The sequence below is a fragment of the Mucilaginibacter sp. P4_A11 genome (assembly GCF_056402535.1).
Window position 1 is genome coordinate 211,212 of sequence record NZ_JBFUHE010000004.1, and the last position, 11,707, is coordinate 222,918.

Annotated in this window: 12 protein-coding genes; 4 read left to right on the forward strand and 8 right to left on the reverse strand. The window is 42.1% G+C overall.

Annotation, left to right across the window (positions count from 1 at the left end):
* Positions 1 to 38 precede the first annotated feature (38 nt).
* Entirely contained in the window at positions 39 to 920 is an 882-nt protein-coding gene (locus AC1DUD_RS10035) for an endonuclease/exonuclease/phosphatase family protein (RefSeq protein ID WP_477374171.1), read from the reverse strand.
* Positions 921 to 1,015: 95 nt separating this feature from the next.
* On the reverse strand, positions 1,016 to 1,840 hold the full coding sequence (gene purU / locus AC1DUD_RS10040) for a formyltetrahydrofolate deformylase (protein ID WP_477374173.1): 825 nt from the start codon (positions 1,838 to 1,840) through the stop codon (positions 1,016 to 1,018).
* A gap of 119 nt (positions 1,841 to 1,959) precedes the next feature.
* Between purU and AC1DUD_RS10045 the strand changes: the two genes are divergently transcribed.
* Positions 1,960 to 2,382, forward strand: coding sequence for a hypothetical protein (locus AC1DUD_RS10045; RefSeq protein ID WP_477374175.1), 423 nt, complete (start codon positions 1,960 to 1,962; stop codon positions 2,380 to 2,382).
* Between the two features lie 292 nt (positions 2,383 to 2,674).
* On the opposite strand, the gene AC1DUD_RS10050 is transcribed toward AC1DUD_RS10045, so the two are convergent.
* Positions 2,675 to 3,034, reverse strand: coding sequence for a hypothetical protein (locus AC1DUD_RS10050; RefSeq protein ID WP_477374177.1), 360 nt, complete (start codon positions 3,032 to 3,034; stop codon positions 2,675 to 2,677).
* 4 nt (positions 3,035 to 3,038) lie between these two features.
* Complete coding sequence (locus AC1DUD_RS10055) at positions 3,039 to 3,656, reverse strand: DUF998 domain-containing protein (RefSeq protein WP_477374179.1); 618 nt, start codon at positions 3,654 to 3,656, stop codon at positions 3,039 to 3,041.
* A gap of 215 nt (positions 3,657 to 3,871) precedes the next feature.
* Between AC1DUD_RS10055 and AC1DUD_RS10060 the strand changes: the two genes are divergently transcribed.
* Positions 3,872 to 4,906 (forward strand): sterol desaturase family protein, encoded by a 1,035-nt coding sequence (locus AC1DUD_RS10060; RefSeq protein ID WP_477374181.1) that lies wholly within the window; start codon positions 3,872 to 3,874, stop codon positions 4,904 to 4,906.
* Between the two features lie 126 nt (positions 4,907 to 5,032).
* Here AC1DUD_RS10060 and AC1DUD_RS10065 read toward each other — a convergent pair whose 3' ends face one another.
* Together AC1DUD_RS10065 and AC1DUD_RS10070 are read right to left on the reverse strand one after the other, a co-directional pair.
* The gene (locus tag AC1DUD_RS10065) at positions 5,033 to 6,016 is read right to left on the reverse strand and encodes a GlxA family transcriptional regulator (RefSeq protein WP_330858559.1); all 984 of its coding nucleotides are present in this window, start codon (positions 6,014 to 6,016) and stop codon (positions 5,033 to 5,035) included.
* A gap of 117 nt (positions 6,017 to 6,133) precedes the next feature.
* Positions 6,134 to 6,781 carry an ankyrin repeat domain-containing protein gene (locus AC1DUD_RS10070; RefSeq protein ID WP_477374184.1) on the reverse strand — a complete coding sequence of 216 codons (648 nt, stop codon included), beginning with the start codon at positions 6,779 to 6,781 and terminating at the stop codon, positions 6,134 to 6,136.
* A gap of 273 nt (positions 6,782 to 7,054) precedes the next feature.
* On the opposite strand from AC1DUD_RS10070, the gene AC1DUD_RS10075 reads away from it, so the two are divergent.
* Together AC1DUD_RS10075 and lolA1 are read left to right on the forward strand one after the other, a co-directional pair.
* Positions 7,055 to 9,664 (forward strand): FtsK/SpoIIIE family DNA translocase, encoded by a 2,610-nt coding sequence (locus AC1DUD_RS10075; RefSeq protein ID WP_477374186.1) that lies wholly within the window; start codon positions 7,055 to 7,057, stop codon positions 9,662 to 9,664.
* A 69-nt stretch (positions 9,665 to 9,733) separates the two neighbouring features.
* On the forward strand, positions 9,734 to 10,411 hold the full coding sequence (gene lolA1 / locus AC1DUD_RS10080) for an outer membrane lipoprotein periplasmic chaperone LolA1 (RefSeq protein WP_121231166.1): 678 nt from the start codon (positions 9,734 to 9,736) through the stop codon (positions 10,409 to 10,411).
* Between the two features lie 132 nt (positions 10,412 to 10,543).
* Here the strand turns inward: lolA1 and AC1DUD_RS10085 are convergent, their stop codons facing one another.
* A complete protein-coding gene (locus AC1DUD_RS10085; RefSeq protein ID WP_477374188.1) occupies positions 10,544 to 11,083 on the reverse strand; it encodes an AAA family ATPase in 540 nt (179 codons plus the stop codon).
* Between the two features lie 159 nt (positions 11,084 to 11,242).
* Complete coding sequence (locus AC1DUD_RS10090; RefSeq protein ID WP_477374190.1) at positions 11,243 to 11,704, reverse strand: DUF4265 domain-containing protein; 462 nt, start codon at positions 11,702 to 11,704, stop codon at positions 11,243 to 11,245.
* Positions 11,705 to 11,707 lie beyond the last annotated feature (3 nt).

An 11,707-nucleotide genomic window follows, 5' to 3' on the forward strand; every position in this document is an offset into this window, starting at 1 on the left:
TTTAGTTAATCAATCAACTAAATCTCTGGTATGGTGGGTCATTTATGATCCACCATTATCATTACCGGGAAATGGTCACTTGGCTCCTTAGCCTCATATTTATCCGAATCTTTAGCCTTAGCCCTGTAGGTATCAGTTAATATCCCGTACCTTTTCACCGTAAAATCTTTCGTTACAAAAATATGGTCGATGCGGCCGGTGGTTTTATCGTTAGTGTCAAAATCATTAAAGGTGCCGTTGGTAGCATATTTTATGGGTGAAAGCTCGTAGCTATCCTTTAACACTCCCGAATTGTTGATTACCGCGTAGCTATCTGATGTTTGATCAACGTTAAAATCGCCAGATAAAATAGTGGGAGAATTGCCACCCATCTCTTTTACTTTTTTCAATACCAGTTTAGCACTTTCACGGCGGGCAACAACACCTATATGATCCATATGCAGGTTAAAATAATAAAATTTGTACCCGGTTTTTATTTCCTCAAAATATCCCCATGAGCAGATCCTTGGCAGGGCAGCATCCCAGCCTTTATTGGGCTTGTCGGTAATCGGGGCCATCCAGAAATCGCCATGTTTCAGCAGTTTAAATTTATCCTTTTTATAAAAAATGGCCGAAAACTCACCGGCAATTTTACCGTCATCCCGGCCTATTCCGGTGTAGGCATACTGGGGCATAGCCTGCTTTAAACCGTTTAGCTGGTGTACCAACCCTTCCTGGGTACCAAAAATATCCCAATCGTGAAACCTGATGAGCTGTGTTATAACCGGCAGGCGCTGTTTCCAGCCATTTCCCCGCACCGAATCATCATTGGTGCTGTTATCGTTACGTAAATTGTAGGTTGCAATAGTAAGCTGATGCTGGGCATAGCTTGCCGAAACAGATAGCATAGCCATCAGCAATAAAGAAAATATTTTTTTCATAAATAGAAATTTAGGCAAAGTTGTTCCCTGCGGGTGAACAAAAGTAAAGGTAAATGTTAAATAATATGTTTTTAACCCGGATCCGATCTTCACCCTTACCCAAACACCACCGTTTTATTCTTATACACAAACACCCGGTCTTCAAAAACAAGTTTCAGGGCCTTGGCCAGTACTGCGGTCTCTACTTCCTGGCCGGCTTTTACCATGTCTGTCCAGCTGTAAGAGTGGTTTACCGGAACAATCTGCTGAGCGATGATCGGGCCTTCGTCCAATTCATTTGATACATAGTGAGCTGTGGCACCTATCAATTTAACACCGCGCTCAAATGCCTGCTTGTAAGGGTTAGCACCTATAAAAGCCGGTAAAAACGAGTGATGGATATTAATGATCTTCATTGGAAATTCGGCTACAAACCGGGGCGACAGGATCCGCATAAACTTGGCCAATACCACGTAATCGGGCGTATACTGTTTAATGGCAGCAATTACCCGTTCCTCAAATTGCGCTTTATCTACCTGTTCATGGCTCACATGATAAAAAGGGATATCAAAGCGCTCGCAGATATTCTGCAGTTTAGCATGATTGGCGATAACACATTGTACGCTTGCCCCGAGGGTATTAAAATGATTACGGATCAGGATATCACTCAAACAATGATACTCTTTGGTGGCCAGTACAACCACTTTCTTTACCGGCTCCGGGTTTACAGCGATGTAGGCTCCTTCGGGCAATATTTTTCGTAGTGAATCTTCAAGACCGGTATCGTCACCATCTTCAATTTCCAGGCGCGTAAAAAACACATTTTCGTTATGATCAACATGCTCACGCATAGAAACTATATTAAGCAAATGTTTAGCTAATGTTGCAGATATAGCCGCCACAAGGCCCACCTTGTCTTTACACTGTATTACAATAATCATGCTTTAATGATACAAAGAATTTTACTGAATATGCAACAAGCATCCCCCTTTAAATTATTTACAACATATTGTAGCAAAGCAATGTGCTGTACCGTAAGGGATTTTATAACCACACAATTATGAAAAATTTCCTGCGAACCGTATCAGCAATTTTATTTTGTAGTATAACCGCCTGCAATAAAGGCAACCTTCCCGGTCCGGGCAGTACCAGTATAATTGGCAAATGGCGCTGGGTAAAGTCAGTTGGCGGCATTGGCGACTTTACTATTACACCACAAAGCAGCGGATATACCGCCCGCTATGAGCTTAATGCTGATAGCAGTTTCAAATGGTTCAAAAACGACGCATTGATGATAGACGGCAATTTCCGCACTATCAAGGATTATAAATACAGTCCAACCCAAACAGCGGACGTATTGTTGATATCCGGCCCTGCCCTGGATACCCGCCCGGTATCATACCTTATAAGGCACGATACCCTTTTCCTGAATGATATTTATATAGCCGATGGATATAACGATGTGTATGTGAGAATGAAGTAAGGCATTGCTACTTACCCCGGCATTATCATTCCTAAAAATAAAAGCCTTTTGTCATTCTGAGTTAAATGAAGAATCTTCTTCGCTACGCTTACCCAATTGCAGGGCGAAGAAGACGTTTCGCTATCCCTCAAAATGAAAAATTAAAAAAGGATGACATGCTGAGCCTGTCGAAGCATGGTGGTCGGGCCTCTGCGCGCGAGTATTCGACAGGCTCAGACTGACCGGCCCTCTTTTGTCATTTCATCCTTAGAGTATATTATATTTAATTGCTCGACATGATAAAGTGCTTTAATCATTTATTATTATGCCCTACCTTCATCATGTCCCGTACTGCCCTCGCTAACGAAATTTTCTCATCACCATCAAGCTCATTTTTCTTTTCGCCATCGTTAAACTGATAGGTAATACGACCGTTGTAATCGCTCTCGGCAATTATTTCAAAATCGTTGTTTTTGTATTTCACCTTGCCATTGGGCGAGATGCGGCTGATACCCGTGCTATCGGCGGTAAAATATACACGTCCCCAGTATTCAATCCGCCTTTCTTTGCCATTGCCGTTCTCCACAATAACAGTATGCCTTCCGCCTATATGGCAAGCATCTAACAGGGCTATCACACCTATGACAACCAATACATAACCTAATTTTTTCATGTTGTTATTTTAATGATGATTTATTTAATTGATGTTCCTCTTTGCTATCAAGCAATTTTATAAAACAGCCGCCCAACGATACAAACCAAACCGACCAACCCAAATGAGCAAACCTTTGAATAAGCCCGGTATAATTGTTTTGAATATTGGCCGAAGGAATGAAACGCAGAAAGATGAGCAGCATAATACCCAGACTTAACAGTGATAGTTTTCTGATCAGCCTAAACTCGGTTCCCCGCCATAAGATGACGGATAGCAGGGCACCTATATACAACAACAAAAACACAGGCCCTGATGCCGAATGCAGCGGATTGCCCGAATGAAATATCGCCGCCCAGCCAAACATAATGGGAAAACCTATCACCCCAAATACCGGCAGGATATTGAGCTTTAACTGGCTGCATGCTATGAACAAGCCCGCCATAAAAAATACGCTTAGTACAGTATCAAGCAGTGTGAACGTTTCCATCAACGTTTCGGATTTGGTGCCGATTGCTCCAAGCTCGCTGATGGTATTGCTGATATGATTGTAATTGCCATGCACAAAACCACAAACAATGGTTGAAAGCCAGAATATGATGGGTATGATAATACCTGTATATAGCAAAGGTTTAGTGTCCATTTTTAACAAAGCTTAAATTGTTGTTGTTTCAATTAAAACAAAGTTAATATTAAACATGGTACTATACAATACATAGTACTATAATTTTTATTTTATTTTTTATAGACCCTTGGGGTATATGAGAAATTCTTTTGAAAAAGTTCATGTACCTACATACATACAATTAAAAATCCTAAATTTGAATAAAGCCTCTTACCGGTTAACCTATTTTCAATATGGATTTTTTAAAAGCGATTTACGATCACATTACAGGATTCTTCGGCCTCGGCGGACTATATGATATTATCAAATCGGGAGATTATAGTAAGCTGCTTACCTATGACGGCATTACAGCACTATTAGGGCCCATGCTGCCCGTGCTACTGGTATTTGAGATCATAAGAGGAGCCTTTTATAAAAAATTCAAAGTGATCCATTACAAGGTTTCTTTCTGGACATATGTGCTAAATGCTTTTGTGGGTAGTGTATTATCCATAGCGATGGTAGCATTCTGTATCGGCTTTTTTTCGAGATTTGCTATTTTTAAAACAACGTTTACCTGGTACTGGTTCATTTACGGCTACATAATTTGGGAATTTGCGCACTTTTGGTACCACTATCTTGCGCACAAGGTAAGGATCCTGTGGTGCCTGCACTCAACCCACCACGCACCCGAAAGCATGAACCTTTCCGTTACGTACGCCCATTTTTTCCTCGAAGGCCCCTATGCCGATCTCATCCGTACCAGCATTTGCATTTTATTAGGTGTAAACCCACCGATGTTATTCGTAATCATGTTTGTGGATGGTTTTTGGGGATCAATGATCCACGTTGGTGAAAACCTCATTGAAGATGGTCGTCTCGGCTTCCTTAATGGAATCGTACTTACGCCATCGCACCACAGGGTACATCATGCACGCAATCCGCTATATATGGATACCAATTTCTGTAACCTGCTGCCGATATGGGATAAAGTCTTTGGTACTTTCCAAAATGAAGACCGTAAGATTCCTATCGAATACGGTATCAGCAGACCAATGGTTAAAAACAGCTTTTTAGATGCTTATTTTGGCGAGATTATAGCGCTGGCCAAAGATGTGCATAAGGCTCCGGGTATAAAAAATAAATTCCTGTACATTGTAATGCCTCCGGGCTGGAGCCATACCGGCGATCATAAAATGACAACAGTGGTTAAAAAGGCTTATTTTGAATCGATTGAAGGAAAGAAAAATAAACCTGTGAAGCAGGGAGAAAAGGAAGAAGTGGTTTAAACGCCAATACTTTTTTCAAACCGTCATTGCGAGGTACGAAGCAATCTTCAAGAAGCAAAGCGGCTAAGCAGTTCTCCCTGTAAAGTCGGGGATTGCTTCGTACCTCGCAATGACGTGATGTAGAGTTTAATTCTCCAGCACTGCCCTTCTGCAATATTTACTCCGGTAATCCTGCGGGGTTAACCCTGTTATCCGTTTAAAGATCTTTCTGAATGTCTTCAAATCATTATAGCCAACCTTGTACATCAGTTCGCTGATGTTATGATTGGTTTTCTCCAGCCCCTTTTTTACTGATTCTATCTTTACCTTTTGCAAGTATTCCATCGGGGTGTTTTGCGTGGCGCTTTTAAAGCGGCGAATGAAGTTTCGCTTGCTCATATTGGTTTGGCCGGCAATCTCCTCAACCGAAATAGAGAGGTGATAATTATTTTCGATAAACAGCTGCGAGCGCATGATTTCCTGGTCTTCATGCTGGTGCTGCCCCTCAAACACCTTGAAATGCGCCTGGCTGGTACGGTCAATATCCAGCGAAAACATTTTACTGGCCCAAATGCCTGTATCCCTGCCACAATATTTTTCAATGAGATATAATACCAGGTTCATGCTTGAAAAAGCCCCGCCGCTGGTATAAGTGCCGTCTTTATCGGTGGTTACCATATCTGGTAAAATATCTACCTTAGGGTATCTGCGCTTCATATCATCAACAGCAACCCAGTGTGTAGTACAGGGCTTACCATCAAGCACCCCTGCCTCGGCTAAAAAATAGCTGCCAAAACACAAACTGGCTACTTCCGCGCCTTTATCATACATATTCCTTATAAAGTCGATCAGGTTTTTGTTTTTACGCATCACCAGGTCCGGCGGACCGTAAAACGCGGGGGCTATCACCAGGTCGATATCCTTGATCTCATCAATGGTTTTAAAACCAGTAAACTGTGCAGGGAAGTAAAGCAGGTTATTATTTATTTTTTCGCCTACAAGTATTACGCTAAAGGCTTCGGTTTTGCCGCTTTCTACCAAAAAACGGTTAGTATGCCTCACCATATCCAACACGCCCGCTATGGTTGAAAGATTAATGTCCTCGTGAATAAGCAGCGCTATTTCTTTCATTTGTTATAATTCAGGTTATTACAAATATATAAAAGCACCGGGTACAACAAGCCCCAAAAGCGACAATAGGTGATAAATACCTATTATTTAACTAATTTAAAATTAAGCGTTTAAACATCAACTCAAAATTTCGGCTATCTCTTCAAAGCCTTTTTCGCGGGCCAGATCGGCAGGGAGTTTGCCGCCTTCCATCCGGGTAAAAACTTCAGCGCCGCTTTCCAGCAGCAGGATGATCAGCTCCAGATTGCCATTTTGCGCAGCCGAATGCAGCGGCGTAACTCCAGCCTGCTGCACTACGTTCACTTTGGCACCATTTTCAATAAGCATCCTGGCTATTTCGGTATAGTTTCCGGCGGCTGCCGAATGGATTGGGAACACGTTGAACCCATTGTTTGATTGCAAATTAACACTTGCACCTTTCAGCACCAGGTACCGCGCCACATCAAACTGCCCAAAATAACAGGCCAGGCCAAGAGCGGTAAAGCCATCATCGGCATAATCATCGAGCGAATTAGGGTTAATGCCAACCTGGTGGGCAACCTCATCAAATTTACCGGCAGCAGCAGCTTCAAATAAGCTAACATCGCTTACATAATTTAACAATAAGTTAGTAACCTCAGGCTTTTTATAATAGCAGGAAAGCATAAGCGGTGACACCTTAAGGCTGGTTTTTTGGGTAGCTAATGCCCGGTCGCGGCCAAGCAGGGTGTTGATACTATCTAAATCGGCAGATGCAATGTATTCTTCCAGTCTTTCTATGCTCATTACTTAGTTAAGTAAAGCGTTTACTATTACGCAGCTATTGTACGTACTTTGCTAATTTACGTTTTATGTTACAGGTAAATGTTGTTTTTCAATTATACTAAAAAATTAAAAATGTTACCAATAAGTTATATAATCTGTTAACTTTATATTCATTCGGCCTGTAATTTTTGGCAGGTTAATGAATCTTATATAAAATATTTACCGGGTGTAACAGCGAAGTTTACATAGGTGAAATTTTACGTAAGTTTGCACATAAACGATTGTTACATCAGGATGCCGGCAAAAGGAAACCAGTTTAGATCAAATAATTTCAAGGGAGAAAATCAGCCTCGCCAAAGCGGTAAGGCCGAAAAGGAGCAAGTGAATGGCAAGAAATTACCTAAAATGCCAAGCTTTGACTTTGACTATGAAAATGGCAAGGCTGTTAAAATAGCAGGCTTGTTTTCACTGCTATTGTCCATTTTTTTCCTTATCGCCTTTACATCGTACCTGTTCACCTGGCAGGAAGATCAAAGCTATATTTCCAAAACAAATGGCGGCTGGCACAACCTGTCTACGGGCACTACAGTTCATGAAATTTCCGACCTGAGCGATCCAACTATAAGGGCGCAAAACTGGCTGGGCAAGTTTGGCGCATTATTATCAAACCAGTTTATTTACGAGTGGTTTGGCGTGGCCTCGTTCATATTTGTTTTTGTGTTTTTTATTGTGGGGTACCGCCTGCTTTTTAAGGCGAGACTATTTTCTATCCGCAAAACATTGGCCTATTCGTTATTCAGCATTGTTTTTATTTCGGTAGCCATAGCTTATTTTCATTCATTTATAATTGATTATCCGCACTACTTTGAAGGCGGTTTCGGCTTTTGGAGCAACCGTTTACTGGCTGCGCAGATAGGCGAGGCCGGCACCGGTGGTCTGCTGGTGTTTTTGGCACTTACCGTATTAGTGATAGCCTACAACATCGATTTTAAGGTACCTCAGCGTAAAAAACGCACAGTTGCGGCTATGCAAGTTGATGAAGTAGCGCCAGAACCTGTTGAACTGCTTGACGAAGAACCATCAACGCCGCTTGAATGGCCCCGGGGCAATAACAAGATCCGCGAAACCCATGTAAGCAGCATCATGCCGGAGCCAATGGTACAGGAACCGCTAAGGCAGGATCCTTTACGGCAACCGCCTATGGAGCAAATGCCCGAGTATCACGAACCTGTGGTTTTACGTCCTGAAAATACGATCAAGCACGAACCCGAAGAAGAGGACGAGATTCCACTTACTATTGATACCAACAGGCCCTTGCCTGAACTAAGTGTTGAAAAAACCGATAACGAAAAAGCAAATGACCTGGTAAGTCAATTTGGTATTTATGACCACAGGCTTGACCTTGCTACATACAAATTTCCGCACCTGGAATTATTAGAGAACCATGGTTCAAACAAGATCTCCGTTAATGCCGAAGAGCTGGAAGCCAACAAGAACAAAATTGTTGAAACGCTGAACCACTATAATATCGAGATCGATAAGATCAAGGCTACCATCGGCCCAACAGTTACATTATATGAGATCATCCCAGCTCCTGGGGTAAGGATCAGCAAGATTAAGAATCTGGAGGATGATATCGCATTAAGCTTAGCAGCTTTAGGGATCCGCATTATTGCCCCTATGCCGGGCAAGGGTACCATCGGTATTGAAGTGCCTAATCAGAACCCCGAAATGGTTTCAATGCGCTCTATCCTATCTACCGAAAAATTCCAGAACACTACGATGGACTTACCTATCGCTTTAGGTAAAACCATATCAAACGAGGTATTTATTGCCGATTTGGCCAAGATGCCCCACTTATTGGTTGCGGGTGCCACCGGCCAGGGTAAATCGGTTGGTATTAACGCTATCCTGGTATCATTACTGTATAAAAAACATCCTGCCGAACTCAAATTTGTACTGGTTGACCCTAAAAAGGTGGAGCTTACACTTTTCCGCAAGATAGAAAGGCACTTTTTGGCCAAACTTCCTGATGACGGCGACGCCATTATCACCGATACTAAAAAAGTGGTGAATACGCTTAATTCCCTTTGTATTGAGATGGATCAGCGTTATGACCTGCTTAAAGACGCTCAGGTTCGTAACCTGAAAGAGTACAATGCCAAGTTTGTGAACCGCAAAATAAGCGATCCGGAAAAACACCGTTACCTGCCTTTCATTGTACTGGTGATTGACGAGTTTGCCGATTTAATGATGACCGCCGGTAAAGAGGTGGAAATGCCTATTGCCCGTATTGCGCAGCTGGCCCGCGCGGTGGGCATTCACTTGGTTATCGCTACACAACGTCCTTCGGTTAATATCATTACAGGTACTATCAAAGCCAATTTCCCGTCAAGGCTGGCATTCAGGGTACTTTCCAAAATCGACTCACGTACCATTCTTGATGCTGGTGGCGCCGATCAGCTGATTGGTCGTGGGGATATGCTGTTCTCTACTGGCAGCGACCTGATCCGTTTACAGTGCGCCTTTGTGGATACACCGGAAGTTGAAGCTATATCTGATTTTATCGGTAACCAAAAAGGCTACCCCTCGGCTATGTACCTGCCCGAATACGTTGGCGAAGGTGAAGCCAGCAGTGGCGCCAAAGAATATGATCCTGATGACCGCGACCCGATGTTTGAAGACGCAGCGCGCCTTATTGTACTGCATCAACAAGGTTCAACATCCCTCATACAGCGTAAAATGAAGCTGGGTTATAACCGTGCCGGTCGTATCATTGACCAACTGGAAGCTGCCGGAATTGTAGGCCCTTTTGAAGGCAGCAAAGCCCGTGACGTGCTTTATCCCGACGAGTACAGCCTTGAACGCTACCTCGAAACGCTTCAAAAACCTATTAAAGATTAAACCAAGCCCAATTTAATTACTCTAAACCAATAACTATTAATGATTATAGTTGTTGTTGAATAAAACTGAATGAAAAAGATCATAGCATATACCATTTTAGCAATAAGTACATACAGCACCGCTTTTGCCCAGAAAGATAGCCAGGCAAAAGCCATTTTAAACCAGGTAAGCCAGAAATACCGGTCGTATGATGTTATCAAAACTGATTTTACCTTTAGCCTGAATAACCAGCAAGCCAATATCAAAGAAACACAAACCGGCACCCTTATTTCAAAGGCAAAAACCGGCAAATACAGGGTTACACTCTATAATTCGGCTGCTAAACCAGAGGTTGATAAAGAGATCATGAGTGATGGTAAAAGTCAGTGGACCTATCTTAAAAAAGATAAAGAGGTACAGGTAAGCGATGCAGATAAGGGTGGCGACGGCCTGAGTAACCCTGCACAGATCTTTACCATGTATGAAAAAGGCTTTAAATACTTGTACACCGGCGAGCAAAAGATAGCGGGTAAAGCGTACCAAAACATTGAGCTTACACCCGAAGATGATAAAAAAGCCATTTTTAAAGTGAAGCTGACTATCGATAAAGTAAAAAAACAGATCTATAGCGCTTTATTGTTTGATAAAAACGGCAACAGGTATACTTATACCGTCCGCACCTTTACCCCTAATGTACCTGCTCCTGATGCTACTTTTGCATGGGATGCCAAAGGTCATCCGGGTGTTGAATTGGTGGATTTGAGGTAGTCTTTTTTAGATGTGAGATTTGAGATATTTTAAAGCGGGAGGTTTACCTTCCGCTTTTTTTGTTCATCCTTTTTCAGTCGCGGGACGCCTCTGGATAGTTGTCACTCGCCAGAGGCTAGCGGCGGCAAAGAGTTACAAACTTAACTCCTCAATTTTCTTTAAAACGGCCTCTACCCTTCCTTCAATCGTTGTATCTCCTTCAATAACCAGTAAAGGCGTTTTAAGATTGTTCATCCAATTTTTATGCGAATGTAAACTCCGGCTATTGGTAATGAGCTCATCATATCCACGAGCCCATTCAATAAACTCATTGTAAAGACGGTTTCGTTCTTTATCAGTATAGATAATATCACCGTAGCGTTCATATTCCCTGTCCTTTAAACGCTGAAGCCTTAGCTCCTGTGGAATATACAGAAACACCGATAGATCAAATTGCCAGTTATTATTCCAGTTAATGACGGAACCGCCAAGGATCCAACTTTCATTACCGGCCATTTCTTTGTTGATCAAAGCATTTCTTTCTTCAGGAGGTCTCCGCTCAGTAAAGGGAGGATCGGAAAGGAACCAGAAATAATGATCGCTGTCGAAATATGAGTAGTCAAGCTTTTTGCTCAAAGCCTGGCCCATTGTGGTTACTCCCGAGCCTGAAGCACCGAAGATGTTGATATGCATAATACAGATAGATTGTTAGGCAAATAACTAAATATTCGCTAAAAATCACGCATTACAAATCATCATAAACAACCTGTTAACCAGAAACTTACATAGAGATATTCATTTTACTCTATACATTGAGCAAAATTACTCAGTGTATTGAGTAAAATCATGTAGCTAATATTGGTGCCCTTCCGATAAACACGATTCTGCATAGCCAATAATTTCCGGTTCGCTCAATTCCTGTAACCAGGCTTTAACTAAGCGGTAATCAACCGAAGCAGGTACATCCATAGCAAAATACTTATCACCCATTCCCTCCCAGTTGCATCCTAATTCCTCGAATAATTTACCGATACTTTTAAGGTCGGCAGTATCGCTCATTAAAATGACATGAATGGTTGAATTACCGGAATATTCTCTCGTTTCGCGGTAAGTGAGCATTTGTTCATCGGCATCATATTCGGCAAATACAATATCATCCGCTGCAATAATCGGCAGGTAAAAAGGGATATTATCCAAGGCATAAAGACCCTCTTCTTCATTAACCACTTTAGCCCACATGGTTTCTACGGTCATCTCTTCTAAAATAGTGCTATATAACCTGAATAGTATTTTTACATGTTTATCATCAGCCATAAA

Bases quoted from the DNA above. Each gene is read 5' to 3' on its own strand.
- AC1DUD_RS10060 (WP_477374181.1), top strand. From the start codon at position 3,872: ATGGATTTTTTAAAAGCGATTTACGATCACATTACAGGATTCTTCGGC.
- AC1DUD_RS10075 (WP_477374186.1), top strand. From the start codon at position 7,055: ATGCCGGCAAAAGGAAACCAGTTTAGATCAAATAATTTCAAGGGAGAA.
- AC1DUD_RS10065 (WP_330858559.1), bottom strand. From the start codon at position 6,016: ATGAAAGAAATAGCGCTGCTTATTCACGAGGACATTAATCTTTCAACC.
- lolA1 (WP_121231166.1), top strand. From the start codon at position 9,734: ATGAAAAAGATCATAGCATATACCATTTTAGCAATAAGTACATACAGC.
- AC1DUD_RS10050 (WP_477374177.1), bottom strand. From the start codon at position 3,034: ATGAAAAAATTAGGTTATGTATTGGTTGTCATAGGTGTGATAGCCCTG.
- AC1DUD_RS10035 (WP_477374171.1), bottom strand. From the start codon at position 920: ATGAAAAAAATATTTTCTTTATTGCTGATGGCTATGCTATCTGTTTCG.
- AC1DUD_RS10090 (WP_477374190.1), bottom strand. From the start codon at position 11,704: ATGGCTGATGATAAACATGTAAAAATACTATTCAGGTTATATAGCACT.
- AC1DUD_RS10045 (WP_477374175.1), top strand. From the start codon at position 1,960: ATGAAAAATTTCCTGCGAACCGTATCAGCAATTTTATTTTGTAGTATA.
- AC1DUD_RS10070 (WP_477374184.1), bottom strand. From the start codon at position 6,781: ATGAGCATAGAAAGACTGGAAGAATACATTGCATCTGCCGATTTAGAT.
- purU (WP_477374173.1), bottom strand. From the start codon at position 1,840: ATGATTATTGTAATACAGTGTAAAGACAAGGTGGGCCTTGTGGCGGCT.
- AC1DUD_RS10055 (WP_477374179.1), bottom strand. From the start codon at position 3,656: ATGGACACTAAACCTTTGCTATATACAGGTATTATCATACCCATCATA.
- AC1DUD_RS10085 (WP_477374188.1), bottom strand. From the start codon at position 11,083: ATGCATATCAACATCTTCGGTGCTTCAGGCTCGGGAGTAACCACAATG.